This window comes from Streptomyces inhibens (genome assembly GCF_003389455.1).
GTDB lineage: Bacteria > Actinomycetota > Actinomycetes > Streptomycetales > Streptomycetaceae > Streptomyces > Streptomyces inhibens.
Genome location: NZ_QUAC01000475.1, coordinates 1 through 26,101 on the forward strand (window position 1 = coordinate 1; position 26,101 = coordinate 26,101).

The following is a 26,101-nucleotide window of genomic DNA, read 5'->3' on the forward strand; positions in this document are numbered from 1 at the left end:
CGGCCGGCGGCCGGGGCTTGGCGGTGCCGTCGGGCGCGCTGTGCCGCTCGGGCGTGGGCGCGTCCGAGGAAGCCGCGGCCGGCTTCGGCTCGTCCGGGCGCGCGGCGTGGGATCCCGCCGGACGCAGTCCGGGGGAGAGCGGCTGGGCCTCGTCTGGCAAGAGCACTCCTCAAGCGGTTCCGGACCCCAGGACCTCGAACGGGTCGGGGTGCCATGGTATCGACCCCAAGGCCGCGACTCCCCCGCGGCCATGGGTCCGTACATGACACCAGCAGCAGGGGCCCCCGGATTTCTTCCGGGGCCCCTGCTGCTGGTGTGGTGTCCGAGGCCGGCTCAGACCGTGATCAGGGCCTCCAGCGGTGCGCCCTTCAGGCCCGGCTCCACCCGCTGCCGCCCGGCGAGAAAGCCCAGCTCCAGCAGCACTGCCAGGCCGGCGATCTCGGCGCCCGCACGGCGGATGAGCTGCAGCGATGCGTCGGCGGTGCCACCGGTGGCGAGCACGTCGTCGATCACCAGCACCCGGTCGCCGGGGGCCACCGCATCGGCGTGGATCTCGATCTCGGCGGTGCCGTACTCCAGCTCGTACGCCTGGCCGAGCGTCGCGCCGGGCAGCTTGCCCGCCTTGCGTACGGGGACGAACCCGACGCCGGCGCGGACCGCGACCGGGGCGGCGAGGATGAAACCGCGCGCCTCCAGGCCCGCGACCTTGTCCACCCGATGCCGCTCGCACAGCTCGGCAAAGGCGTCGGTCAGCGCGCCGAAGGCGACCGGGTCGGCCAGCAGCGGGGTGATGTCCTTGAACACCACGCCCGGCTGCGGATAGTCCGGAACATCGGTGATACGGCTGAGGAGCAGCTCGCGCAGAGCTCCGCGGGCGCTCATCGGCGCTTGCCCGACGGACGGCCGCGGCCACGGCCACGGGAGGCGGGCTGGTGCCGCGGTCCGACGACCGCCGTGCCGTCGCCGTCCTCGGCTTCCTCGCCGCCGGGGAGCTCGTCCTGCGGGTCCTCCTGGCTCGCGCCCTTGGCCGCGGCCACGGCGCGCTTCGCCTGCACCCGCTTGGCCAGCGCCTTCATCTGCGGCTCGCGGCCCTTCAGGTCGGCGACCAGCGGGGTCGCGATGAAGATCGAGGAGTACGCACCGGCGGCGAGACCGACGAACAGGGCCAGCGAGATGTCGTTGAGCATGCCCGCGCCCAGCACACCGCCACCGACGAACAGCAGACCGGCGACCGGGAGCAGGGCGACGACGGTGGTGTTGATGGAGCGCACCAGGGTGCCGTTGATGCTGCGGTTGGCGATCTCGCTGTAGGTGAAGCGGGTCTGCTTGGTGATCTCCTTGGAGGCTTCCTTGAGACTGTCGAAGACGACGACCGTGTCGTAGAGGGAGTAACCGAGGATCGTCAGCAGACCGATGACCGTGCCCGGGGTGACCTCGAAGCCGACCAGGGCGTAGATGCCGACCGTGATCGTGAGGTCGTGGATCAGGGCGACCAGGGCGGCGAGCGCCATCCGCCATTCAAAGGCGATGGCCAGATAGAGCACCACCAGCACCATGAAGATCCCCAGGCCCAGCCAGGCCTTGTTGGCGATCTCCTCACCCCAGCTCGGACCGACCAGCTGGGTGTTGACGTCCTTGACCGGGACGTTCAGGTCCTTGGCGAGCGCTTCCTGGACCGGCAGCGACTGCTTGGTGTCCAGACCGCTGATCTGGATGCGCAGCGCACCACCGCCGAGCTTCTGGACGACGACCTGATGCTCACCGGCCACCGACTCGGCCTTGTGCTGCGCCTCCGTGGAGGACACCGAGGTCTTCGGGGTGGTGAAGACCGCGCCACCGGAGAACTCGATGCCCATGTTCAGGCCGCGCACCGCCAGGCCGACGATGGCCGTGATGGTGATGAGGATCGAGATGCCGTACCAGATCTTCCGCTTGCCGACGAAGTCGTAGCCGACCTCGCCGCGGTAGAGCCGGGCGCCGACGTTTCCGAGCTTGGACATCTCACGCCTCCTTCGTCTGCGTAAAGGCGGTGCTACGGCTACGGCGCAGCGGCGGCTTGGCGCCCAGGCGCTGGGGATCGAGGCCGGACCAGGAGTGGCCTTCGTAGAAGAACTTCCGCCGGGCCAGCAGCGTCATCAGGGGCTTGGTGAAGAAGAAGACCACGACGACGTCGAGGACGGTGGTCAGGCCGAGCGTGAACGCGAAGCCCTGCACCTTGCCGACGGTGACGATGAACAGCACCGCGGCGGCCAGGAACGACACGAAGTCGGAGACCAGGATCGTACGGCGGGCGCGTGGCCAGCCCCGCTCGACGGCCGGACGCAGGGTGCGGCCCTCGCGGATCTCGTCCCGGATGCGCTCGAAGTAGACGATGAACGAGTCGGCCGTGATGCCGATGGCGACGATGGCGCCACAGACGGCCGGCAGGTTCAGCGCGAACTGGATGGCCGGGCCCAGCAGCGTCATGATCGTGTACGTCAGGACGGCGGAGACCCCGAGGCTCGCCAGCGCCACCAGGGCCAGACCCCGGTAGTAGGCGACGAGGTAGATGACGACCAGCGCGAGGCCGATGGCGCCCGCGACGAGGCCGGCCTGCAGCTGCTCACCGCCGAGCGCCGCGGTGACCGTGGTCTCGTCGACGATCTTGAAGGAGAGCGGCAGGGCGCCGTAGGACAGCATGTTGCTCAGGTCCTCGGCGGACTGCTGGGTGAAGCCGCCGGAGATCGTGGCGTTGCCACCGTTGAGCCGCTCGCTGACGCGCGGGTCGGAGACCACCGCGCCGTCCAGGACGATCGCGAACTGGTTCTGCGGCTGCACCTTGGTGGCGAGCTTGCCGGTGATGTCCGCGAACTTCTTGCCACCGTCGGAGGTGAAGTCCATCTGGACGATCCAGCCCTGGCCCTGCTGACTGTCGAAGACGGCCTTGGCGTCCTTGACGTCGGTGCCCTCGACGGCAACCGGGCCGAGCACGTACTTCTGCGTGCCGTCGTCCTTGCAGGCCACCACCGGGTCGCTGGGCTTGGAGGCGGCGGCCCGCTCACCGGCCGCGGCGCGCGAGGCCTTGGTGGTGCAGTCCAGCGCGGCGAACTGCTTCTGCAGCGGCGCGGGGACGTCGGAGGCACCACCGGCCGGCGGCGTCGGCGGGGTGGCGGGCTTGGAGGACCCGGAGGCGGTGGGCGGGGCGGACGGCGCCTTCTTCAGGGAGTCCGTGACCGCGCGGCCCTGGGTCGTGGCGCTCGCGCTGGGCGTCGGCGAGGACGAGGCGTTCTGCTTGCCGCTGCCCTGGCTGCCCGTGGCCTTCTGACCGGTGGCCTTGTCGCCCTTGCCCTTGTCGTTCTTGCCGCCCTTGGAGGGGCTGGGCGTGGGCTCGGGGGTCTTGGTGCCCGCGGTGGTGGTCAGCACCGGCCGGAAGCCGAGCTGAGCGGTGGTGCCGACCTGCTGGCGAGCCTGCTTCGCGTTCGTCCCCTTGGGGATGTTCACGATGATGTGGTTCTCGCCCTGGGTCTGCACCTCGGTCTCGGACACACCCAGACCGTTGACCCGCCGGTCCATGATTCCCGCGGCGGTCTTCATGTTGGTCTCGTTGATCGCGTTGGGCTTGCCCGGCTGGTTCTCCGCCTGGAGCGTGAAGCTGGTGCCGCCGGCCAGGTCGATGCCCAGTCGGGGCGCCAGCGTGCCGGAGTAGAACATGCCCCCGATCAGCCCCGCCATCGCGAGGAGGACCAGGATCAGGGTGCGGCCCGGATGCCCCTGGCTCGCGGGCGCCCTGCGGCCCTTCTTCGGTGCTGCCACCTTCTCGTATCTCCCTGTCCAACCCCTCGGCCTGGGATGTCGGCCGAAGAGCCACGAAGTCTTGTGGGGACGTGCCCCCGCCGGAGCCTAGACCGTTCCGGAACCGCGGTGCACGTCACATCGCGTGCTCCGCGGTTCCGTGGAGAGCGGACTACTTCGCGTCGTCGCCGGACTTCTTCTCGTCCTTGGCGGCGTCCGCGTCGGCCTTGACGGTGTCCTTGGCGTCCTTGGCGTCCTTGGCTTCGACCTCGGCCTCGGCCTCGGCGGCGGGCTCGGCGTCGGCCGGGGTCTCGGCCTTGCCCAGGTCGATCTTCTCGGCCTTGTCACCCGTTTCGGTGGCTTCGCCGGCGGTGTCGCCGGTCAGCGAGGAGGCGTCGTCCGGGACGATCGACTCGTCGCCGTGGATCGGGTCGGCACCGTCCAGAATGCGGTTGTACTCCTCGTCCGCGAGCACCGCGCCGATGGCGTTCTTGGCGTAGATGGCGTGCACGCCGGGGGCGACCTCCAGGAGGACGGTGTCCTCGTGGATTTCCTTGACAGTCGCGTACATGCCACCGATCGTGCGAACGCCGGTGCCGGCCTGCATTTCATTGCGCATCTGCTGGGCTGCCTGCTGCTTCTTCTTGGCAGACCGCGTCATCAGGAACATGGCCCCGATGAGGACGATGAAGGGGAGGAGAGTCACGATACTCACGGGACGGAAATCCTTCGCACGACCGCGGCTTCGCGGTCTCATATACGGGGGTGGGTATGCCGGTCCATACGGACGGCATCGGCGGAGTCTAAGCGAGTCCCCACCAGTGGAACAACGCCCAGCATCGCACCGCAGTTCCTGACCGGGCGAGTCTCCGCGCCGTCACGCCCCGAACAGGCCCTGCTGTCCGCTTCCGCCCGCTTGCTGCGGCGGGGCCATCCCGAGATGGGCCCAGGCGGCCGGGGTCGCGATCCGGCCCCTGGGGGTCCGAGCCAGCAGCCCCTCCCGTACGAGGAACGGCTCGGCGACCTCCTCGACCGTCTCGCGCTCCTCCCCCACCGCGACCGCGAGGGTGGACAGACCCACCGGGCCGCCGCCGAAGAGCTTGAGCAGGGCCGTGAGCACACCGCGGTCGAGCCGGTCCAGGCCGCGGCCGTCGACCTCGTAGACATCGAGGGCCTGCGAGGCGATCTCGCGGGTGATCACGCCGTCGGCCTTGACCTGGGCGTAGTCGCGGACGCGGCGCAGCAGGCGGTTGGCGATACGGGGGGTGCCGCGGGAGCGGCCGGCGATCTCGGCCGCGCCCTCCGCCTCTATTTCGACGTCCAGCAGTCCGGCGGAGCGGTGGATGACCCGCTGCAGCTCGGCGGGGGCGTAGAACTCCATATGGCCGGTGAAGCCGAAGCGGTCGCGCAGCGGGGGCGGCAGCAGACCGGCCCTGGTCGTGGCGCCGACCAGGGTGAACGGCGGGAGCTCAAGGGGGATGGCGGTGGCTCCCGGGCCCTTGCCGACGATCACGTCGACCCGGAAGTCCTCCATCGCCATGTAGAGCATCTCCTCGGCGGGCCGGGACATCCGGTGGATCTCGTCGAGGAAGAGGACCTCGCCCTCCTGGAGGGAGGAGAGGATCGCGGCGAGATCGCCGGCGTGCTGGATGGCGGGGCCGGAGGTGATACGGATCGGGGCGCCCATCTCGGCGGCGATGATCATCGAGAGGGTCGTCTTGCCGAGGCCCGGTGCCCCGGACAGCAGGACATGGTCGGCGGTGGCGCCGCGGGCGCGGGCCGCGCGCAGCACCAGGTCGAGCTGTTCACGCACCCGCTCCTGGCCCACGAACTCTTCGAGGTCCTTGGGCCGCAGCGCGGCCTCGACCGCGGTGTCCTCGCCGTCCGCGTCGGCCCCGACCAGCCGGTCGGGCGCGCCCAGGGCGGCGTCCTCGGCGGTGGGTGGTGCGGTGTCGTCCCAGTTCACTGCGGATTGCCTCGCGGGGTCGGGGCGGCCGGGCCGCCTGCGGGGTCGTTCGGTCGGGGGCGCGGGGCCCGGGTGGCGCCGGTCATCGCGTCCGGTTCAGGGTCTGCAGGGCGGCCTTGAGCAGCTGCGGCACCTGGGGCGCTCCGCCGGCGGCGACCGCCGCCTCGGCCTGCGGGGCGACCGCGGTGACCGCTTCGTCGGCCTCGCGGGTGGCATAGCCGAGCCCGATCAGCGCGGCGTGCAGCTGGTCGCGCCAGCCGGGCGTCACGGCGCTGCCGATGCCGGCGCGGCCGGTGCCGATCGGCTCGCCGAGCCGGTCCTTGAGTTCCAGGAGCAGCTTTTGCGCGCCCTTCTTGCCGATGCCGGGCACGGCGGTGAGGGCCTTCTCGTCGCCGATGGAGACGGCGAGGCGCAGCGCGTCCGGGGAGTGCACCGCGAGCATGGCCTGGGCGAGCCGGGGGCCGACGCCGCTGGCGGTCTGCAGCAGCTCGAAGGTCTGCCGTTCGTCGTCGTCGGCGAAGCCGTACAGCGTGAGCGAGTCCTCGCGGACGACGAGGGAGGTGGCGAGCTTGGCCTGTTGTCCGAGGCGCAGCGCGGAGAGGGTGTTCGGCGTGCACTGGACGGCCATGCCGATCCCGCCGACCTCGACGACGGCGGCGTCCGGTGCGAGGGCCGCGACCGGGCCGGAGACGAAGGCGATCATCGGATGCCCTTCTGGGGTGCCCGGCGGATGCCGGGGGCGGGAACGGGGGCGGTGCGACGGGCCGCGGCCTGCGCCTGCTGGAGGCGGTTGACCGCGGGCGCGCGCCAGATGTGGCAGATGGCAAGGGCGAGGGCGTCGGCGGCGTCGGCCGGTTTCGGTGGCGCGTCGAGCCGCAACAGGCGGGTGACCATCGCGCCGACCTGGGCCTTGTCGGCCCGCCCTGATCCCGTGACGGCGGCCTTGACCTCGCTGGGGGTGTGCAGCGCGACCGGCAGTCCACGGCGGGCCGCGCACAGCATGGCGACCGCGCTGGCCTGGGCGGTGCCCATGACCGTACGGACATTGTGCTGGCTGAACACCCGCTCCACGGCGACGAATTCGGGGCGGTGGGTGTCCAGCCACTCCTCTATCCCGCGCTCGATGAGGACCAGGCGGTGGGCGATGTCCGCGTCCGCCGGGGTGCGGACGACGCCGACGCCGGCCATCTTCAGCGGACGGCCGGCGACGCCCTCCACCACGCCGACCCCGCATCGGGTCAGCCCCGGGTCCACGCCCAGTACGCGCACGATGCCCCCTTCCTCGGCCAACCGACAGACTGTTCGTGCAGGTTATCGGCTGCCACTGACAATGCGTCGGGGGCCGGGCGGTGTGGCCGCCGTCCGGGCCGGGTCCGGTACGTGCGGACCGCTCAACGGCCTTGCCCACAGCAGACGCAACGGCCCGCCGGATCTCTCCGGCGGGCCGTTGTCGTGGTCCAGTCGGTGCCCGTCAGGCGTCGACCTTGGCCATCACATCGTCCGAGACGTCGAAGTTGGCGAAGACGTTCTGCACGTCGTCGCTGTCCTCCAGCGCGTCGATCAGCTTGAAGATCTTGCGCGCGCCCTCTTCCTCCAGCTCGACCTGCATGGTCGGGACGAAGTTGGCGTCGGCCGAGTCGTAGTCGATGCCGGCCTCCTGGAGGGAGGTGCGGACCGCGACCAGGTCGGTGGCCTCGCTGAGCACCTCGAAGGACTCACCGAGGTCGTTGACCTCCTCGGCGCCCGCGTCCAGGACCGCACCGAGAACGTCGTCCTCGCTCAGCTCACCCTTGGGGACGATCACCACGCCCTTGCGGTTGAACAGGTAGGACACCGAGCCGGGGTCGGCCATCGAACCGCCGTTGCGGGTCATGGCGACGCGGACGTCCGAGGCGGCACGGTTGCGGTTGTCGGTGAGGCACTCGATGAGCACCGCGACACCGTTGGGGCCGTAACCCTCGTACATGATCGTCTCGTAGTCGGCGCCACCGGCCTCAAGGCCGGCACCGCGCTTGACCGCCGAGTCGATGTTCTTGTTGGGTACCGAGCTCTTCTTGGCCTTCTGGATGGCGTCGAAGAGAGTCGGATTGCCGTCCGGGTCGGCGCCGCCCGTGCGGGCCGCGACCTCGATGTTCTTGATCAGCTTCGCGAAGAGCTTGCCGCGCTTGGCATCGATCACGGCCTTCTTGTGCTTCGTCGTAGCCCATTTAGAGTGGCCGGACATCCGCCTGTCTCCTTCGCGTAACCAATTTCCGAAACGAACGCCTTAGATCCTACCGGGGCTGCGTCACAGGGTGTTACGCACCATGTCCACGAACAAGTGGTGGACCCGGTGGTCACCGGTGAGCTCCGGGTGGAAGGACGTGGCGAGGACGTTACCCTGCCGGACGGCCACGGTGTGCCCGTTGTACGTCGCCAGGACCTCGACCGCTCCGCCGACCGACTCGACCCACGGCGCCCGGATGAAGACGCCCTCGACCGGTCCGCCGGGGATGCCGGTGACGTCGATGGCGGCCTCGAAGGACTCGTTCTGCCGCCCGAACGCGTTACGGCGCACGATCATGTCGATGCCGCCGAGCGTCTCCTGGTCCTCACGGGCATCCAGCAGCTTGTCCGCGACCATGATCATGCCGGCGCAGGTGCCGTAGACCGGCTTGCCCGCGCGGACGAACGCGCGCAGCGGCTCCAGCATGCCGAAGACGACCGCCAGTTTGGACATCGTGGTGGACTCGCCGCCCGGGATGACCAGGCCGTCGACCTCGTCCAGCTCCTCGGGGCGGCGCACCGGCCGGGCCAGGGCGTCCGACTCCGCGAGCGCGGTGAGGTGCTCGCGGACGTCGCCCTGGAGGGCCAGCACACCAATGGTGGGGGTGCTCATCTATGGTCCTACCAGCCGCGGTTGGCGTAGCGCTCGGCCTCGGGGAGGGTGTCGCAGTTGATGCCGACCATGGCCTCGCCCAGGTTGCGGGAGACATCCGCGATGACCTTCGGGTCGTCGTAGAAGGTGGTGGCCTTCACGATCGCGGCGGCGCGCTTGGCGGGGTCACCGGACTTGAAGATGCCGGAGCCGACGAACACACCCTCGGCGCCGAGCTGGCGCATCAGCGCGGCGTCGGCCGGGGTGGCCACACCACCGGCGGAGAACAGCACGACCGGCAGCTTGCCGAGCTCGGCGACCTCCTTGACCAGCTCGTACGGGGCGCGCAGCTCCTTGGCGGCGGCGAACAGCTCGTTGTTGTCGCAGCCGCGCAGCTTGGCGATCTCGGCCTTGATCTGGCGCAGGTGGCGGACCGCCTCGACGACGTTGCCGGTGCCGGCCTCGCCCTTGGAGCGGATCATGGCGGCACCCTCGGCTATGCGGCGCAGCGCCTCGCCCAGGTTGGTGGCACCACACACGAAGGGGGTGGTGAAGGCCCACTTGTCGGAGTGGTTGACCTCGTCGGCCGGGGTGAGGACCTCGGACTCGTCGATGTAGTCGACACCGAGCGACTGGAGGACCTGGGCCTCGACGAAGTGGCCGATACGGGACTTGGCCATGACCGGGATGGAGACGGCGTCGATGATGCCGTCGATCATGTCGGGGTCCGACATACGGGCCACGCCGCCGTCCTTGCGGATGTCGGCGGGGACCCGCTCCAGGGCCATGACGGCGACGGCGCCCGCGTCCTCGGCGATCTTCGCCTCTTCCGGCGTGACGACGTCCATGATCACGCCGCCCTTGAGCTGCTCGGCCATTCCGCGCTTGACGCGCGCGGTTCCGGTCTCGGGGTTCTGGGGCGTGGTGGGCGTGCTGGACACGGTTTGACCTCACTCAGTGCGGGTGGCTGTACTCCTGCGCCCACACAACCCTTTGTGAGCGGGCCGGGAAAAGGGCCAATTAGAGGTCAGTGGCTCGTGAGGGTGCGGAGTCGCAGATTCCGGGGCCGGGATTCCGGCTTTTCGATTCCGTCGCTCGGGTGGCGACCCCGAGGATTTGCCGCCGTGGTTCCGGCGCCCCGTTCCGGCTTCCCGGTTTCGGCTCCGCGGTTTCGGCTCCCCCCGCTTCGTCTCCCCCGTCTCGGCGCTCAGTTTCCGGCCGAGCGGTCATCCAGGACGGCCGGAGGCTCGTCGTCCATTTCGAAGGCCAGCGGGAAGGGGGCGTGGCCGGCGAGCCGTAGATAGCGCACCACCCGGTGCCGGCGGACGGCGCGCGCGGCCCGTACGGCGTCGTTGTGGAAACGGCGGGCCATCGGGACGCGACGGACCGCGGCGGTGAGTTCGGTGACCGTACGCTCGCCGCCGGGCGCCTCCCGTACGGCCTCCAGCTGTGCCTCCTCGGCGAAAATGGCCCGCAGCGCCTGGCTCAGCTCACTCTCCGCGACCTCGCGGTGGTCCTCGTCGGCCTGCCGGGCCTCGTGCGCGGCCTGGTAGAGAACGATCGAGGCGGCGGGATCGAGGACACCGGAGGTGCCCACCTCCTGCGCGACGGACGCGCGCCGGAGCAGCTGGGCGTCGAGAGCCGCCCTGGCCGCGTCGATCCGCGCGTGCAGGCGGTCGAGGCGGCCGGCCGTCCAGCTCAGGTAGATGCCGATGAGGACGATCGCCGCGGCGATCCAGATGAACGTGGTCACGGCGGGTCACGTTACCGCTGCGCCCGGCCCGGACCGGCTGCGGGCAGGCGGTGGGCGGCCGAGGTCAGTCCTTGGCGAGCCAGCGGCGGGCCCGTAGGCCCACCCGTTCGTCGGTGGCCACCGAGGCGGCGCCGGCGGTGACGGTCTCGTACACGGCGAGGATGTCGGCGCCGACCGTGGACCAGTCGAAGCGGCGTACGTGCTTGCTGCCGCGTTCGCGCAGTTCGGCCAGGCGGGCGGGGTCGCCGAGGAGGCGTACCGCGGCGGCGGCGAGGGCGTCCGCGTCCTCGTTGGCGAACAGTTCGCCGGCCTCGCCCTTGTCCAGGACCTGGGCGAAGGCGTCGAGGTCGCTGGCCAGTACGGGGGCACCGGCCGACATGGCCTCCACGAGGATGATGCCGAAGGACTCACCGCCCGTGTTGGGCGCGACATAGACGTCGACGCTGCGCAGCAGCCGGGCCTTGTCCTCGTCGCTGACCATGCCGAGGAATTCGACCCGGGAGCGCATCTCGGCGGGCAGCGCCGCGACGGCCTCCTCCTCGTCCCCGCGGCCGGCCACCAGCAGCCGGGCGTCCGGCACCTCGGCGAGGATCGCGGGCAGCGCCTTCATCAGGACCGGCAGGCCCTTGCGCGGCTCGTCGATCCGGCCGATGAAGCCGATCGTCCTCCCCTGCCACTCGGCCTTGGGCTCGGCCCGGGCGAAGAAGTCGACGTCCACGCCGTTGGGGATGACCACCGCGTCACCGCCGAGGTGTTCGACGAGGGTGCGGCGGGCGTACTCGCTGACCGCGATGCGCGCGCTGATCTTCTCCAGCGCGGGCTGCAGGATCGGATACGCGGCGATCATCGCCCGCGAGCGCGGGTTGGACGTGTGGAAGGTCGCCACGATCGGGCCCTGGGCGGCCCAGCAGGAGAGCAGCCCCAGCGAGGGCGAGGCCGGCTCATGGATGTGGATGACGTCGAAGGCGCCGTTCTGCAGCCAGCGGCGTACCCGGGCCGCGGACAGGAAGCCGAAGTTGAGCCGGGCGACCGAGCCGTTGTAGGGCACCGGCACGGCGCGGCCGGCCGAGACGACATAGGGCGGCAGCGGGGTCTCGTCGTCCGCCGGGGCGAGCACGGAGACCTCGTGGCCGAGCCGGATGAGGTGGTCGGCCAGGTCCCGGATGTGGAACTGCACGCCGCCGGGGACGTCCCAGGCGTACGGGCAGACGATGCCGATCTTCACGCCGACTCCGATCCGGAGGCCCCGGCGTCGCCCGCTCCGGGCTCCTTACGCGGCTCCAGGTCGGCGAGCCACAGGCGCTGCAGCATGTGCCAGTCCTCGGGGTGGTCGGCGATGCCGGAGGCGAAGACGTCGGCGAGCGCCTGGGTCATCCGGGCGGCCTTCTCGACGCGGGTACCGGTCTCCGGTACCTCGATCTCCGGGTGGATCCGGCCGCGCATGACAGGGGTGTCGTCGTACCAGAGGGTGACGGGCAGCAGCATCGCGCCGGTCTGGACGGCGAGCATCGCGGGGCCGACCGGCATCTTCGTCGCCTCGCCGAAGAACGTGACCTCCATGCCGGAGCTGGACAGATCGCGGTCGGCGACCAGGCAGACCAGGCCGCCGTCCCGCAGCCGCCGGGCGAGGGTGCCGAAGGCGCCGCCGCCGGTGTGCGGCAGCACCTCCATGCCCAGGCCCTCGCGGTAGGCGACGAAGCGGTCGTAGAGGGTTTCGGGCTTGAGGCGCTCGGCGACGGTGGTGAAGGGGACACCGAGCTTGGTGGTGACCCAGACGCCAGCGAGGTCGTAGTTGCCCATGTGGGGCAGGGCGAGGATGACGCCACGGTCGCTCTTGAGACCGTCGACCAGGTGGTGCACGTCCTCGGGCATGAAACCGGTCCTTATCCGTGCCTTGCTCCAGGCCGGCAGGCGGAAGGACTCCATCCAGTAGCGCATGTACGAGCGCATCCCGGCCCGGGAGAGCTCGGCCAGACGCTGCGGAGAGGCGTCCGGGACCACCCGGGCGAGGTTCGCCTCCAGGCGGAGGATGCCCTTGCCGCGGCGCTTCCAGACCGTGTCGGCGATCTTCCGGCCGAGCCGTACGGCGACCCCTTCGGGCAGCTTCTTGACGGTGCTCCAGCCCAGGCCGTAGAGCGCGTCGGTGAGCTTGTCGGTGTCGATCCCCGGCCGGCCGGTCCTGCGTGGACTGCTCATGCGCTGTTTCCCCCTTGTGCGATGGCGTCGGCCTCGGCCGACTCGCGGCGTACCGTGACCACGCGCTGGCCGAGCGTGACGGCGCTGCCGACACCGACGATCCACAGAGCGATCGGCAGCAGGACCTCGACGCCGGGCACCCCGAAGGCGTGCAGACCGGACAGGCCGCAGGCCACCAGCGTGATGACCAGCCGCTCGGCGCGCTCCACCAGCCCGTTGACGTCCACCGGCAGCCCGATGGCCTCACCGCGCGCCTTGGTGTACGAGACGACCTGGCCGCTGGCGAGGCAGAAGATCGCCATCGCGCAGAGCATCAGGCTGTCGCCGCGCCCCGCGTACCAGAGGGCGAGCCCGCCGAAGATCGCCGAATCGGCGACCCGGTCGAGCGTGGAGTCGAGAAAGGCCCCCCAGCGGCTGGAGCGGCCCAGCTGCCGCGCCATGTTGCCGTCGACCAGGTCGGAGAAGACGAACAGGGTGATGACGACCGTGCCCCAGAAGAAATCGCCCTGCGGGTAGAAGATCAGGGCGCCGGCCACCACGCCTCCGGTGCCGACAAGGGTGACCGCGTCCGGGCTGACCCCGATACGGATGAGCAGGGCGGCGAACGGCGTGAGAACACGCGTGAAGAAAGCACGCGCGTACTTGTTCAGCATGGCCTTCCCGAAGGGTCGATATGGGCCGCGCGGTCAAGGGGCCACCGGCTGGCCCATCGTAGCCAGGAGGCCAGGGGCCACCACGAACGCATCGCGGCGCAGGGCGCATCCCACGGCTCGGGGCCGCCCTCGCGCGCCGCCGGGTGCGCCGGCGGGCCCCGGGAAGCGGTGCTCCAGACCCCTTGGGAGCACCGGGTCCTTGTGCCATGTATGGACGCATCATGGCCTCGGTGGAAAGCTCGAATCACCGCAAAGTGTCGACCTGGAGGCGAGACACATGAGCGAGAAGTCGAGTACACACCCAGGAGCCGCCGGCAGGGCATCAACGGCCGACCAGCCCACGGCCCTGCGGAATGTGGTGCTGGTCGGCCACTCCGGATCCGGAAAGACCACTCTTGTCGAGGCCCTCGCGCTGGCATCCGGCGCGGTCAACCGGGCGGGCCGGGTAGAGGACGGCGGCTGTCTGTCCGACTACGACGAGATCGAGCACCGCCAGCAACGTTCCGTGCAGCTCTCCCTGGTCCCCGTTGACTGGGGCGGAATCAAGATCAATATCTTGGACACCCCCGGATACGCCGATTTCGTCGGGGAACTCAGGGCCGGTCTGCGCGCAGCGGACGCGGCCCTTTTCGTTGTCTCGGCGGCCGACGGCGTGGCCGGCGCGACCCGTACGGTCTGGGACGAATGCGCTGCCGTCGGCATGCCGCGCGCCCTGGTCGTCACGCACCTGGAGGCGTCCCGCGCCGACTTCGGCGAGATGACCGAGCACTGTCAGGCCACCTTCGGCGGCGAGGACCCGGACGCCGTGCTGCCGCTCTACCTCCCGCTGTACGGGACACCGGGCGCCGACGGCCACTCCCCCGTGCACGGCCTGATCGGCCTGCTCTCGCGGCGGGTCTTCGACTACTCCTCCGGCGAGCGCACCGAACGTGCCCCGACGGAGGAGGAGCTGCCACAGATCGAGGCGGCCCGCAGCCGCCTCATCGAGGGCATCATCGCCGAGAGCGAGGACGAGTCCTTGATGGACCGCTACCTCGGCGGCGAGGAGATCGACGTCAAGACCCTCATCGAGGATCTGGAGACGGCGGTCGCGCGCGGCACCTTCCACCCCGTACTGGCCGCGGCGCCGGCCGCCGACGGCTCCAAACAGGGGCTGGGCACCGTAGAGCTGCTGGAGCTGATCACCGGCGGCTTCCCGACCCCTGCGGAGCGCGAGGCACCCGCCGTGACCAGCCTGGACGGCGCCCCCCGGGAGTCGCTGCGCTGCGACCCCGACGGCCCGCTCGTGGCGGAGGTGGTCAAGACCTCCTCCGACCCGTACGTCGGCCGGATCTCACTGGTACGGGTCTTCTCCGGCACCCTGCGCCCGGACGAGACGGTGCATGTCTCGGGCCACGGCCTGGAGGACCGGGGCCATGAGGACCATGACGTCGACGAGCGGGTGGGCGCGCTGTCCGCCCCGTTCGGCAAGCAGCAGCGGCCACTGCCCAAGGCGATCGCCGGCGATCTGGCGTGTGTGGCGAAGCTGTCGCGCGCCGAGACCGGCGACACCCTGTCCGACAAGGACAGCCCGCTGCTGATGGAGCCCTGGACGATGCCGGACCCGTTGCTGCCGGTCGCCATCCAGGCGCACAGCAAGGCCGACGAGGACAAGCTCTCGCAGGGCCTGTCCCGGCTGGTGGCGGAGGACCCGACGATGCGGCTCGAACAGAATCAGGACACCCACCAGGTGGTCCTGTGGTGCCTGGGCGAGGCGCATGTCGATGTGGCGCTGGAGCGGCTGCGCAACCGCTACGGCGTCCAGGTGGACACGGTCGCGCACAAGGTGGCGCTCCGGGAGACCTTCGGCGCCGCCTCCGCGGGCCGTGGGCGCCATGTGAAGCAGTCCGGTGGGCACGGCCAGTTCGCGATCTGCGAGATCGAGGTCGAACCGCTGCCGGGCGGCTCCGGCATCGAGTTCGTGGACAAGGTCGTGGGCGGCGCGGTGCCCCGGCAGTTCATCCCGTCCGTCGAGAAGGGCGTACGCGCCCAGGCCGCGCGCGGGGTCGCCGCCGGGCATCCGCTGGTCGACATCCGCGTCACGCTGCTCGACGGCAAGGCGCACTCGGTCGACTCGTCGGACGCCGCGTTCCAGACGGCGGGCGCACTGGCGCTGCGGGAGGCCGCCACCGACGTGCGGATCGATCTGCTCGAACCGGTCTCCGAGGTGAGTGTGCTGGTTCCGGACGACTTCGTCGGACCGGTGATGAGCGATCTGTCGGGGCGCCGCGGCAGGGTGGTGGGCACCGAGCAGTCGGGGGCCGGCCGCACCGTGGTGCGCGCCGAGGTGCCCGAGATCGAGATCGGGCGCTACGCCGTCGATCTGCGCTCCCTCTCCCACGGCACCGGGCGCTTCTCCCGCGTCTACCTCCGGCATGAGCCGATGCCGCCGCAGCTCGCCGGGAAACTGCGGGAACAGGCCGAGAACGGCGGATAGTTAACGGCCGGTCAGCCGCTGTCCGACTCAACTCCCTTGGGGTGGACGGCGGCTGTACGCTGAGATCCTGCCGTTGAGCCGGTACGGCGCCGCCGCGGCCCAACGGCAGGATGCGAGGTCACAGGCTCAGAAGACTGGCTCTCAGCAGGTGTGCCGTCGGCAGAAGTCGGGAAGAGCCGCATCATCGGATGCGTGCGGTGTGGGGGCGGTAGTGGCAGACGGCTTTGACTTCAGTCCTGGGGCGCAGGTGCCGCTCTCGGGAAGCGCCGGGCAGACGGCGGCGACCCAGGCGCTGGCCTCGGCCGCCTACCGGGACAGCCCGCTCGCCGATATCTCCAAGGCCGACTCCGATTCCGGCAAGTCCGAGATCAAGAAGCCGAAGCTGTCGCTGTTCGCGCCCAACCTCGGCGAGGCGTTCTCGCGGGCGGTGCAGGTGCGGATGCTGGGCGGCGGCCGCAAGCCGCTCATCCAGTCCTTCGGGACCGAGCCGCAGACCGTCGTCGAGCACTGTCTGTCCGCCACCCGCGTCCGTAAGCAGCGGGACATCAAACTGACGCTGCTGATGGTGCTGTTCGGGCTGCTGTTCCTGCCCGGTGTGCTGCTGTGGCTGGGCGTCTTCCAGCTGCGCAAGATGCTCTCCAAGGACGACGGCAAGAGCCTCTCGCTGCTCGGCGGGGTGCTGCTGACCGTGCTCGGCGGCGTCGCCCTGTTCTTCATGATCAAGCTGCCGCTGAGCGGCTTCTGGCCGATGTACGCACGCGCCATGATCATCGCCCCGGTGGTCGGCTGGTGGCTGGCCAAGCAGATCTGCGAGAAGACCGCGGTGGCCATGCGGGAGGCCTGGAAGGGGCTGCTGGAGGGCGGCGGCGTGGCCGCCAAGATCCCCGAGGCGGTGCCGCAGGATCCGAACGAGATCGCCGCAGAGACCCTCCGGCAGAATCTCGCCAAAGTCTCCGCCGAGCAGCACAGCAATGTCGTCTTCTACGCCGGCCCCAAGGGCATACTCGGCATGGGCACGCGCTGGGGCAGCTGGCAGCTCGCCGAGGAGCTCAAGCCGGTGCGCGAGGGCACGGAGATCAACCCCTTCCGCAGCTGGGACGTCATCCGCGCGATCCACGACAAGCTGCGGCTGCTGGAGCGCAGCCCGCTGCACACCGGCGGATTCCCCACGCCCTCGGTCCGCCACTGGATCGTCTCGCCGGTCGGTGAGAAGGCCGCCGCCGTGAGCCGCCCCGAGGGCACCCATGTGGAGGCCTACCAGATCCGTGGTCACGAGATAGAGCGGATCTGCAACGACCAGCAGTTCGGCAGCGGCAACCGCCACTACCTCGGCGTCCAGTTCGTGCTGTGGGACGGCCAGCTCGTGATCACCCTGATGATCACCGTCACCGTGCTGCACGAGACGCTGCGCATCGAGGTGACCGGTCATGCCCTCGGTCCGGTCAACGGCCTCTTCACGACCAAGCCGGAGCCGAAGACCAAGGACGTCGCCAAGGTCATCAAGTTCTGGGAGACCAAGACCCAGCATCTGCCGCTGATCGAACCGCAGGAGGTGGTCCGGCTCGCCGCCCGCGCGCCGCTGACCTGGTTCCCGCCGGTCCTGGATTTCCTCGGCGGCAAGCTGACCCTCCCCGAGCCGTTCGGTCTGCGGCATGTCTGGGCCGACAAGCCCTGGCGCCACCGCTTCATGGCCGATGACGCACTGCGCGCCGCGACCCCGGTGCTGCGTACGGTCCACGCCGCCGCGATGAACGTCCTCAAGGAGAACGGCGTGGACACCGAGCGCTTCACCAACCGCTCCCTGATGCTCAGCGGCATGATCCAGGGCGTGGAGCCGCAGAAGGCGGACGAGTACAACGCATAAGGGGCGGCGGGTCCGTACGGTGCGAGGGGGCTACCGGAAGATGCCGGTGTGCCCCAGGGAGTACCGCCCCGGCTGCGGGTAGACCGCCAGACCGTGCGGGCCCTGGCCGACCGGGATCTTGGCGAGGGTCTTGCCGGTACGGGTGTCCAGCGCATAGACCTCGGAGTTGTAACGCCCCGACAGCCACAAGACCTTGCCGTCGGTGGACAGACCGCCCATGTCGGGGCTGCCGCCGCCGCGGATATGCCATTTGTCGACGAGTTCGCCGGTCCTGAAGTCGAGCAGGGAGATGGAGCCCTCGCCGCGGTTGGAGATGTACATGTGCTTCGAGTCGCGGCTGACGTAGAGGCCGTGGGCGCCCTTGCCGGTCGCCATGAGCTTCGGCTGGTCGAACTTGTCGCCGTTGAGGACCCAGATGCCGTCGGCCATCATGTCGGCGATGTACCAGGTCCTGCCGTCCGGGGAGATCTTCACGTCCTGCGGCATCGCCCCGTCGAACGGCAGCTTCTCCTGGCCGATGACCTTCATCTTCTCGGTGTCGACCTTCAGCAGCTCGCCCGAGAACTCGCAGGAGACGATGAAGTACCTTCCGTCCGGCGAGAAGTCGGCGTGGTTGACGCCCGCGCAGCCGACCGGGAGGGTCTTGCGGATCTCCATGGTGTGCGGGTCGCGGAAGACCAGCTGCCGGTCCATCGAGGCCATCACGACCGCGTACTTCCCGTTGGGCGTGAAGTAGAGGTTGTACGGGTCGTGGACCTTGACCGGCTTGCCGGCCTTGCCGGTGGCGGGGTCGATCGGGGTGAGGTCATGGCCCCGGTTGTTGTTGACCCAGAGCGTCTTGAGGTCCCAGGACGGCACGACATGCTGCGGCTGTACGCCCACCGGGATGGTCTCGATGACCTTGTATGTCTTCGGGTCGATGACGCTGACCGTGTCGGAACCGGTGTTGGGGACATAGATCCGCGAGGGGAAGCCCTTGACCTGCGGCACAAGCTTGCCCGGCCGGTCCGCCGCGTAGAGGTCGTGCTCGTCGATCAGCGGCGGCATCCCGGGCAGGCCCTGTTTGGCACCGTTGACCGGCGCGCGTTCGACCGGATGCGGGCTCCGCGCGGCGGGCTTGGTCTCGTCACCGCCACCGCAGCCCGCCGCCACCAGCACGCAGGCCACGGCGAGCAGCGCGGCCCGGTGGCGGGCGCGCAGGCTCTTACGGTCATCGGTACGGTTCCGGTTCCGGTCAGCCATCAGGTCACTAGCTCCGTTGTCGTCACCGCGCGCAGACCGCGCCGGCGGAGGCCGTCGAGGATCGGGGGCAGCGCGGCCACCGTGCCGGCGTGCCCGAGATGGAGGCTCACGACCGAGCCCGGCCGGGCCGACTCCAGGACCGTGCGCTGGACGGCCGGGGCACCGGGGTCGTTCGCGTCGAGGGAGTCCACGTCGTAGGACAGGACATGCGGATAGCCGGCCCGACGGGCCAGCCCGGTCACCAGGTCCGTGGCCCGCCGGGTCTGCGAGGGGCGGAACCAGCTGCCGATGCTGCCGGTGAGGGCGCGCAGCCGGTCGGCGCACCGGCTGATCTCGGCGTATGCCTCGGCGGCCGGCAGGGCGCAGATATTGCGGTGGTGCATGGTGTGATTGCCCAGCTCATGGCCGCCGTCGAGGATCCGGCGGGCCATCGCGGGCTGCTCGTCGAGCCAGTCGCCGACGGCGAGGACGGTGACCTTGGCGCCCGCCCGCTCGGCCTCGCCCAGCAGGGCGGTCGCCAGCTTGGGGTCGCCGCGGCCGTGGAAGGTCAGTGCGACCGCGTGGCCTCCCCGTGGCCCGTGTTCGATCTGAACCGGCAGGCCGGGAGCCCGGGTGGGCGGCCGGGCGGCGTGCGCCGGGGCGGGCGAGGCCTGGCCCGCCCCGGAGGGACTCGGTTCGCGTCCTACGGTGCCGGAGTCCTCGTCCCGGTGGGGGTCGCAGCCCGCCACGAGCGCTCCGGCGGCCGCGGCCGAGGCGGCCGCGCGCAGCACGGAACGACGATCCAGTGAAGTCACCACCCCATTAGAGAGGCAACTAATCCGGATTAGGGCGATCTATCCGATTCGTACGAGTGCGTGTCGCCTCGGCCACCGCCCCGGACGACGGCCGGCAGCTCCTACGCAGGCCAGGCTGCGGCCAGCATCTTCCGTGTGTCGGCGAGGAGTTGGGGCAGCACCTTGGTGTGCCCGACCACCGGCATGAAGTTGGTGTCGCCGCCCCAGCGGGGGACGACATGCTGGTGGAGATGGGCCGCGATCCCGGCACCGGCGACGGTGCCCTGATTCATCCCGATGTTGAAGCCGTGCGCCCCGGACGCGGTGCGCAGCGCGGTCATCGACCGCTTGGTGAATTCCGCCAGCTCCGTGGTCTCCGAACCGTCCAGCTCGGTGTAGTCGGCGACATGGCGGAACGGGACGATCATGAGATGGCCGCCGTTGTACGGGTACAGGTTCAGCACCGCGTAGACCTTCTCACCGCGCGCGATCACGAGGCCGTCCTCGTCCGACTTCGCGGGGATCGTGCAGAACGGACAGCCGTCGTCGGCCCCCGGGCCGGTCGGCTTGTTCTCCCCCTGGATGTAGGCCATCCGGTGGGGCGTCCACAGGCGCTGGAAGGCGTCCTGCGTCCCGACTCCGATCTGCTGCTCCGGCTCGCTTGTCATACGGGCCAGCATATGGCTTCGTCCATTGACAGCGTGTCGCTGGGGCGCCTCCCCCGGGCCGCTCCGCGATGCTGGGCCGGTGGACAGGCAACAGCGGCTGTGGACGTGGGAGCAAACTGCCGAGCCCTACCTTTTCGCCGCCTCACTGCTCTTCCTGACCTCCTACACGGTCCGGGTACTCGTCCCCGGCCTCTCCCCCGGCTGGAGCACCTTCTGGGAGATCGTCACCGCCGTGACCTGGGGTGCCTTCATCCTTGAATATCTGGCCCGGTTGCTGCTCAGCGATGACCGGCGGCACTTCGTGCGCACCCGCTGGCTGGACCTGATCGTGACCGTGCTGCCCCTGCTGCGACCGCTGCGGATCGTCGATCTGCACGAGCGGATGCAGCGGCGCAGGGATCATCCGCGGCTCGCCCTGGAGGCACGCGTGATGGCGTACGCCGGACTGACCTCGCTGCTGCTGGGCTTCGCCGCCAGCCTGGCCGTCTACCACGACGAGCGCGGCGCCCCGCACGCCGACATCCGCACCTTCGGCGACGCGGTGTGGTGGGCCGCCTCGACCCTGACGACGACCGGATACGGCGACGCCACACCGGTCACCGGACGCGGCCGGGTGACCGGTGTGGGCCTGATGTTCCTCGGGGTCGGCCTGGTCGGAGCGGTGGTGGGCTCCTTCTCCTCCTGGCTGATGCGGCGCTTCCGGCAGGAGGGCGAGGCATGACAGGGCCCCGGGGAGCCGATCGCTCTCCGGGGCCCTGCGGTCACGCTCCGGGCGTCAGACCTGGACGCGACGCTCGACGACGTCCAGGATCTCGGCGATCGCCTCGTCGCGCGGGATGCCGTTCTTCTGCGAACCGTCGCGGTAGCGGAAGGACACCGCACCGTGGGCGACATCCTCGTCACCGGCGATGATCATGAACGGGACCTTGGACTTCTGAGCATTGCGGATCTTCTTCTGCATCCGGTCCGCGGAGGAGTCGACCTCGATGCGCAGACCCTTCTTACGGGCCTCGGCGGCGAACTCCTCCAGGTACGGGACGTGCGCGTCACCGATCGGAATACCGGTCGCCTGCACCGGCGCCAGCCACGCCGGGAAGGCACCCGCGTAGTGCTCCAGCAGCACCGCGAAGAACCGCTCGATCGAACCGAACAGCGCGCGGTGGATCATGACCGGCTGCTGCTTCGAGCCATCCGCTGCGGTGTACTCAAGACCGAAGCGCTTGGGCTGCTGGAAGTCCACCTGCACGGTCGACATCTGCCAGGACCGGCCGATGGCGTCCTTCGCCTGCACGGAGATCTTCGGCCCGTAGTACGCGGCGCCGCCCGGGTCCGGGACCAGCGGCAGGCCCTGCTTCTCGGCCGCCTGGCGCAGCGCCTCGGTGGCCTCCTCCCACTCCGCGTCCTCACCGATGAACTTGTCGGATTCGTCGCGGGTGGACAGCTCCAGCTCGAAGTCGTGCAGGCCGTAGTCGCGCAGCAGATCGAGGACGAAGGTGAGCAGCGAGTCCAGCTCGTCCGCCATCTGCTCCTTGGTGCAGTAGATGTGCGAGTCGTCCTGGGTGAAGCCGCGGGCCCGGGTCAGACCGTGCACCACACCGGACTTCTCGAAGCGGTAGACCGTGCCGAACTCGAACAGCCGCAGCGGCAGTTCGCGGTACGACCGGCCGCGCGCCTTGAAGATCAGGTTGTGCATGGGGCAGTTCATGGCCTTGAGGCGGTAGCTCTGCCCGTCGAACTCCAGGGGCGGGAACATCGCGTCGGCGTAGTTCGGCAGATGCCCCGAGGTCTCGAAGAGCTTCTCCTTCGAGATGTGCGGGGTGTTGACGAACTCGTAGTCCGACTCCTCGTGCCGCTTGCGGGAGTAGTCCTCCATCACCCGGCGGACGACGCCGCCCTTGGGGTGGAAGACCGCGAGACCCGAGCCCAGCTCCTCCGGGATGGAGAACAGGTCGAGCTCGGCGCCCAGCTTGCGGTGGTCGCGCTTCTCCGCCTCGGCCAGGAAGTCCAGGTACGCCTTGAGCTCGTCCTTGGTCGGCCAGGCGGTGCCGTAGATCCGCTGGAGCTGCGGGTTCTTCTCGCTGCCGCGCCAGTACGCGGCGGCCGAGCGCATCAGCTTGAACGCCGGGATGGCGCGGGTGCTGGGCAGGTGCGGACCGCGGCACAGGTCCTTCCAGCACAGCTCGCCGGTCTTGGCATCAAGGTTGTCGTAGATGCTCAGCTGGCCGGCGCCGACCTCGGCGGAGGCGCCCTCGGCGGCGTCCGCGGCGGAGCCCTTGAGCCCGATCAGCTCCAGCTTGTACGGCTCGTCCGCCAGCTCCTCGCGTGCGGCGTCATCGCTGACCGCACGGCGCGCGAACTTCTGCCCGCGCTTCTGGATCTCCTGCATCTTCTTCTCGATGCGCTTGAGATCGTCCGGGTGGAAGGGGGTCTCGACGTCGAAGTCGTAGTAGAAGCCGTCCTTGATGGGCGGGCCGATGCCGAGCTTCGCCTCCGGGAACAGCTCCTGCACGGCCTGTGCCATCACATGCGCGGTGGAGTGCCGCAGGATGTTCAGGCCGTCCTCGGAAGTGATCTCGACAGGCTCGACCGCATCGCCGTCGGCGAGCTCGTACGCCAGGTCCTTCAGCTCCCCGGCCACCCGTGCGGCGACGACGCTGCGCTCGCCCTGGAAGAGGTCGGCGGCCGTAGTGCCCGTGGTCACCACGCGTTCTTCCCGCTCGGAATCGCGTTGGACGGTCACACGGACGTCTGACACCGGTCTCTCCTGACTCATGTCTCTTCACGTCAGCGATTGCTGCGCAGCCGAATCGTACCGAGCCACCGGACCCGACCGCGAAACGGTTTCACCACCCCCGGCCCGAAAGCCCTCATTCCTCCGCGCCGCACGCCTCCTCGAAGAAGTCGAGATTCTCCTGCAGAGACTTCAGCAGACGGTCCCGCTCCGCCTCGTCGACCTGTACGGGGGTGACATCGCGGCCGCCGGTGATCCGGCGGAATCCGCCCCGGCTCTCCAGCCGCCCGCTGACCCGGATCGGCAGTCCCACCAGGTGGGCGTGCCCGGCGATCCGGTAGTCCTCCTCCCCCAGCGCGACCCGCACCTGCACCACATCGGCCCCGGTGATCACCCGCAGCCGCACCGTGCCGGGGCCGCCCGGCCGCTCCCTGCGCAGCCGTACCACCGCGCCGGTCACCCGGACCGGCAGCGACGGCTCATCGCGTACATAGCGCCGGGCGGCCTGCTCCAGCGCGGGCAGATCGCCGGGCGAGAACTCCACCGGTTCGGGGCGGGCCGGGCAGCCGGCCGGGGCGCCGGCCGCCGGTGACCACTCGACCGCGATCCGCACCCCTTCCGCGTCCCGCACCAGCGCGATCAGCGCCTGCGCCAGCTCGTGGCAGACCCCCAGCTCGACGGCCGCGTCGAAGGCCTCCATACCGCCGGTGGCCCGCTGGTAGTCGGTGGCGTCACGGGCCGCGTGCAGCGCCCGCTGGAGCCCGGCGACCGCCCCGCGCCCGCCGCGCACCGGGACGAACGCGGTCAGCCGGCGGCCGGCCTCCGCCGGTCCGACCAGCACCTCGCCCATGAACCCCTCGGCCTGCCGTTTGTGCCGGGCGCCGTAGTAGCCGGCCCGGCCGTACGTCCCCAGGGCGCCGGCGATCAGCATCGAGCGTGCCGCGCCGCGCAGCTGCTCCTGCGCCACCCAGTGCGCGGCCCCCGACCCGCCGTCGGGGATCTCGCGCTCCCAGCACACCTCGTCGCTGGGCACCGCCAGCCCCACCAGCACCTCGCGGGCGGAGGGCGCGGCGCTCTGCGCCAGCGCCACCAGCGCCTCCGTGAGCAGCTCCGCACTGTCGGGGAAGCGGCGGTCGTGCGGCACCAGCAGGCTGGTTGCGCCCATCCCGCCGGGCGGCGTCCACCGGGCGTAGTGACCGGCGGCGCCGCCCCGGCGCCGCCAGCCGTGCCGGGCCAGCAGCGCGCTGAGCACCGCCGGTTCGATCTGCGCGGGATCCAGGAGCCGCGCGTCATATTCGTCGGTCGGCCGGTACATCAAGGTCTCCCTCCCGCCCCGACCCGCGTCATGATCTCGCAGAGCGCTCGGTCGTCGAAGATCCGCGTGGTCGGGATCCGCACAGTGGTCCTGCGCCGGCCGGTCACCGGATGGCCGGCCAGATTGATCCAGTAGCAGCAGTGCCGCAGTTCGAGACGGTCATGGGAGGCCCGGAGCCAGTCCTCCTGGGTCCGGGGGACCAGCATCACGACCAAAATCTTGTGCACCGACACGGGCGTACGGGCCAGCTTCACCAGATGGTCGTTGTCGAGCGTGAACGCGAAGGTCGGCCCCGGCGGGCGCGGGGCGGTCTGGTAGGTGCACTTGAGCTGCACCTTGATGGTGACCTCGTCGTCGACGGTGTGGCCGGGCGCGCCATGGCTGACGTGCCAGTCGATTCCGTTGTCCGGGAAGGGCTGCGCCAGCGAACATCCGGAGGCGGCGGCGATCGCGTGGAGATAGCCCACCTGGAGGGTCTCCATGCAGGCAGTGGTGGCGAGTCCGCCGCGCTGCGGTGTGGTGGCGGGCTGGGGGTACCTCCCGCTTGCGGGGGACAGCCCACCCGGTTCGGGCTGCGCGAGCGTCATCGCGGGGAGCCTTCCGGGCTGTTGCCGATCGATGCGTGTGGACGACGGGGAGGCGGCGGATCGCGCGGCCCGTCCCTGTGGTTGTCTCCGCGTCAAGTGGTCCGCAAACAAAGACGGTTCGACCACCGGGCGGCTCGGGTATCACCAGCTCGGGTGATGTGCATGTCACCCCCCGTACGAGCGCGAGGAGTTGGGATGATGCCGTGCTGGTATGACGGTCCACTTGCCGCCTTCGACACCGAGACGACGGGGATCGACGTCGAGCGTGATCGCATCGTCTCCGCGGCCCTGGTGGTCCAGGAGACCCCGCGCTCGGCGCCCCGCGTCACGCGCTGGCTGATCAACCCGGGCGTCGACATCCCCGAGGCCGCCACGGCGGTGCACGGGCTGACGGCCGACCATCTCGCCCTGCACGGCCGCTGGCCGGCGCCGGTGCTGGAGGAGATCGCACGCGCCCTGGCGGCCCAGTCGGTGGCCGGCCGACCGCTGGTGGTGATGAACGCCCCCTTCGATCTGACCCTTCTGGAACGCGAGTTGAAGCGGCACCGCGCCAGTTCGCTCGCCACCTACCTGGGCGCCCATCCCCTGTGCGTCCTGGATCCCCGGGTGCTGGACAAGCATCTGGACCGCTATCGCAAGGGCCGCCGTACGCTCACCGATCTGTGTGCGCATTACGAGGTCGAGCTGACCGACGCCCATGAGGCGGCCGCCGATGCGCTCGCCGCACTGCGCGTCGTGCGCGCCGTGGGGGTCCGCTTCGCCGACCGGCTGGAGGGGCTGCAGCCGGCGGAGCTGCACACCCGCCAGGCGGTCTGGTACGCGGCCCAGGCCCGCGGCCTACAGGCGTGGTTCGCCCGCAGCGGCACCCCCGAGGCGGTGGATCCGCATTGGCCGCTGCGCCCCGAACTCCCCGCCGCGGCCTGATCAGGCATCAGAATTCCGGTCCGTCCGACAAAGAAGCGGTCGGAATTCTCCCCGCAACAGATCTCCACGCCGTAGAACTCAACACGGCAGAACTCAACGCAGCAGAACTCACCATGCGGCACATCGCGACGCGCACACTTCTCCACGCGCCTACACCGCACCGCGCATACATCTCCACGCGCATACATCTCAACGAAAAGGACCGGGCCGCCTTTTGGCGGCCCGGTCCTTGATCCCGGTGGGCGATACTGGGTTCGAACCAGTGACCTCTTCGGTGTGAACGAAGCGCTCTCCCACTGAGCTAATCGCCCGGGTGTCGGCGAGG

24 protein-coding genes and 1 tRNA gene are annotated in these 26,101 nt (G+C 70.2%); 4 read left to right on the forward strand and 21 right to left on the reverse strand.

The annotated features are described in order from the left end of the window. Window positions 1-333: 333 nt before the first annotated feature. The 14 genes from DY245_RS41280 to pgsA all read right to left on the reverse strand — a co-directional run bounded on the left by DY245_RS41280 (window position 334) and on the right by pgsA (window position 13,196). Window positions 334-882, reverse strand: coding sequence for an adenine phosphoribosyltransferase (locus tag DY245_RS41280; protein WP_128512262.1), 549 nt, complete (start codon window positions 880-882; stop codon window positions 334-336). Beyond that, window positions 879-2,000, reverse strand: coding sequence for a protein translocase subunit SecF (gene secF / locus DY245_RS41285; protein WP_128512263.1), 1,122 nt, complete (start codon window positions 1,998-2,000; stop codon window positions 879-881). Before secF ends, DY245_RS41280 begins: the two co-directional genes overlap by 4 nt. Before the next feature lies 1 nt (window position 2,001). Next, complete coding sequence (gene secD, locus DY245_RS41290; protein ID WP_128512264.1) at window positions 2,002-3,792, reverse strand: protein translocase subunit SecD; 1,791 nt, start codon at window positions 3,790-3,792, stop codon at window positions 2,002-2,004. A 151-nt stretch (window positions 3,793-3,943) separates the two neighbouring features. Then, window positions 3,944-4,486 carry a preprotein translocase subunit YajC gene (yajC, locus tag DY245_RS41295; RefSeq protein WP_128512265.1) on the reverse strand — a complete coding sequence of 181 codons (543 nt, stop codon included), beginning with the start codon at window positions 4,484-4,486 and terminating at the stop codon, window positions 3,944-3,946. A 162-nt stretch (window positions 4,487-4,648) separates the two neighbouring features. Next, the gene (ruvB, locus tag DY245_RS41300) at window positions 4,649-5,737 is read right to left on the reverse strand and encodes a Holliday junction branch migration DNA helicase RuvB (protein WP_128512266.1); all 1,089 of its coding nucleotides are present in this window, start codon (window positions 5,735-5,737) and stop codon (window positions 4,649-4,651) included. An 82-nt stretch (window positions 5,738-5,819) separates the two neighbouring features. Continuing rightward, a complete protein-coding gene (ruvA, locus tag DY245_RS41305; RefSeq protein WP_128512267.1) occupies window positions 5,820-6,440 on the reverse strand; it encodes a Holliday junction branch migration protein RuvA in 621 nt (206 codons plus the stop codon). Then, window positions 6,437-7,006: a crossover junction endodeoxyribonuclease RuvC gene (gene ruvC / locus DY245_RS41310; protein WP_128512292.1), complete on the reverse strand. Its 570-nt coding sequence runs from the start codon at window positions 7,004-7,006 to the stop codon at window positions 6,437-6,439. The genes ruvA and ruvC overlap by 4 nt, the downstream gene beginning before the upstream one ends. Before the next feature lie 202 nt (window positions 7,007-7,208). After that, on the reverse strand, window positions 7,209-7,961 hold the full coding sequence (locus DY245_RS41315) for a YebC/PmpR family DNA-binding transcriptional regulator (protein WP_128512268.1): 753 nt from the start codon (window positions 7,959-7,961) through the stop codon (window positions 7,209-7,211). Between the two features lie 63 nt (window positions 7,962-8,024). Next, entirely contained in the window at window positions 8,025-8,615 is a 591-nt protein-coding gene (gene pdxT / locus DY245_RS41320; protein WP_128512269.1) for a pyridoxal 5'-phosphate synthase glutaminase subunit PdxT, read from the reverse strand. An 8-nt stretch (window positions 8,616-8,623) separates the two neighbouring features. Beyond that, a complete protein-coding gene (pdxS, locus tag DY245_RS41325; RefSeq protein WP_128512270.1) occupies window positions 8,624-9,535 on the reverse strand; it encodes a pyridoxal 5'-phosphate synthase lyase subunit PdxS in 912 nt (303 codons plus the stop codon). 266 nt (window positions 9,536-9,801) lie between these two features. Then, a complete protein-coding gene (locus DY245_RS41330) occupies window positions 9,802-10,347 on the reverse strand; it encodes a LemA family protein (protein ID WP_128512271.1) in 546 nt (181 codons plus the stop codon). A gap of 64 nt (window positions 10,348-10,411) precedes the next feature. Next, on the reverse strand, window positions 10,412-11,572 hold the full coding sequence (locus DY245_RS41335) for a glycosyltransferase family 4 protein (RefSeq protein WP_128512272.1): 1,161 nt from the start codon (window positions 11,570-11,572) through the stop codon (window positions 10,412-10,414). Then, the gene (locus DY245_RS41340; protein WP_128512273.1) at window positions 11,569-12,543 is read right to left on the reverse strand and encodes a phosphatidylinositol mannoside acyltransferase; all 975 of its coding nucleotides are present in this window, start codon (window positions 12,541-12,543) and stop codon (window positions 11,569-11,571) included. The genes DY245_RS41335 and DY245_RS41340 overlap by 4 nt, the downstream gene beginning before the upstream one ends. Beyond that, on the reverse strand, window positions 12,540-13,196 hold the full coding sequence (pgsA, locus tag DY245_RS41345; RefSeq protein WP_128512274.1) for a phosphatidylinositol phosphate synthase: 657 nt from the start codon (window positions 13,194-13,196) through the stop codon (window positions 12,540-12,542). Before pgsA ends, DY245_RS41340 begins: the two co-directional genes overlap by 4 nt. Window positions 13,197-13,473: 277 nt before the next feature. Here pgsA and DY245_RS41350 point away from each other — a divergent pair, with 277 nt between their 5' ends. Both DY245_RS41350 and DY245_RS41355 read left to right on the forward strand, forming a co-directional pair. Beyond that, window positions 13,474-15,672 carry an elongation factor G-like protein EF-G2 gene (locus DY245_RS41350; protein ID WP_128512275.1) on the forward strand — a complete coding sequence of 733 codons (2,199 nt, stop codon included), beginning with the start codon at window positions 13,474-13,476 and terminating at the stop codon, window positions 15,670-15,672. A 211-nt stretch (window positions 15,673-15,883) separates the two neighbouring features. Further along, complete coding sequence (locus tag DY245_RS41355) at window positions 15,884-17,536, forward strand: hypothetical protein (protein ID WP_128512276.1); 1,653 nt, start codon at window positions 15,884-15,886, stop codon at window positions 17,534-17,536. 30 nt (window positions 17,537-17,566) lie between these two features. Here the strand turns inward: DY245_RS41355 and DY245_RS41360 are convergent, their stop codons facing one another. The 3 genes from DY245_RS41360 to DY245_RS41370 all read right to left on the reverse strand — a co-directional run bounded on the left by DY245_RS41360 (window position 17,567) and on the right by DY245_RS41370 (window position 20,231). Further along, window positions 17,567-18,778, reverse strand: coding sequence for a YncE family protein (locus tag DY245_RS41360; RefSeq protein WP_128512277.1), 1,212 nt, complete (start codon window positions 18,776-18,778; stop codon window positions 17,567-17,569). Then, window positions 18,778-19,572, reverse strand: a complete 795-nt coding sequence (locus DY245_RS41365; protein WP_244943586.1) for a polysaccharide deacetylase family protein — start codon at window positions 19,570-19,572, stop codon at window positions 18,778-18,780. Before DY245_RS41365 ends, DY245_RS41360 begins: the two co-directional genes overlap by 1 nt. 101 nt (window positions 19,573-19,673) lie before the next feature. Next, window positions 19,674-20,231: an HIT family protein gene (locus DY245_RS41370; protein WP_128512278.1), complete on the reverse strand. Its 558-nt coding sequence runs from the start codon at window positions 20,229-20,231 to the stop codon at window positions 19,674-19,676. A gap of 67 nt (window positions 20,232-20,298) precedes the next feature. On the opposite strand from DY245_RS41370, the gene DY245_RS41375 reads away from it, so the two are divergent. Further along, window positions 20,299-20,940, forward strand: a complete 642-nt coding sequence (locus DY245_RS41375; RefSeq protein ID WP_128512279.1) for a potassium channel family protein — start codon at window positions 20,299-20,301, stop codon at window positions 20,938-20,940. A 54-nt stretch (window positions 20,941-20,994) separates the two neighbouring features. On the opposite strand, the gene thrS is transcribed toward DY245_RS41375, so the two are convergent. The 3 genes from thrS to DY245_RS41390 form a co-directional block, all read right to left on the reverse strand. Beyond that, on the reverse strand, window positions 20,995-22,974 hold the full coding sequence (thrS, locus tag DY245_RS41380) for a threonine--tRNA ligase (protein WP_128512280.1): 1,980 nt from the start codon (window positions 22,972-22,974) through the stop codon (window positions 20,995-20,997). Window positions 22,975-23,086: 112 nt separating this feature from the next. Continuing rightward, entirely contained in the window at window positions 23,087-24,265 is a 1,179-nt protein-coding gene (locus tag DY245_RS41385; protein ID WP_128512281.1) for a hypothetical protein, read from the reverse strand. Continuing rightward, window positions 24,265-24,852, reverse strand: a complete 588-nt coding sequence (locus DY245_RS41390) for a DUF4365 domain-containing protein (RefSeq protein WP_128512282.1) — start codon at window positions 24,850-24,852, stop codon at window positions 24,265-24,267. Before DY245_RS41390 ends, DY245_RS41385 begins: the two co-directional genes overlap by 1 nt. A gap of 198 nt (window positions 24,853-25,050) precedes the next feature. On the opposite strand from DY245_RS41390, the gene DY245_RS41395 reads away from it, so the two are divergent. Beyond that, the gene (locus tag DY245_RS41395) at window positions 25,051-25,776 is read left to right on the forward strand and encodes an exonuclease domain-containing protein (protein WP_128512283.1); all 726 of its coding nucleotides are present in this window, start codon (window positions 25,051-25,053) and stop codon (window positions 25,774-25,776) included. A 239-nt stretch (window positions 25,777-26,015) separates the two neighbouring features. Here the strand turns inward: DY245_RS41395 and DY245_RS41400 are convergent. Continuing rightward, window positions 26,016-26,087, reverse strand: a tRNA-Val gene (locus DY245_RS41400). Window positions 26,088-26,101: the final 14 nt, after the last annotated feature.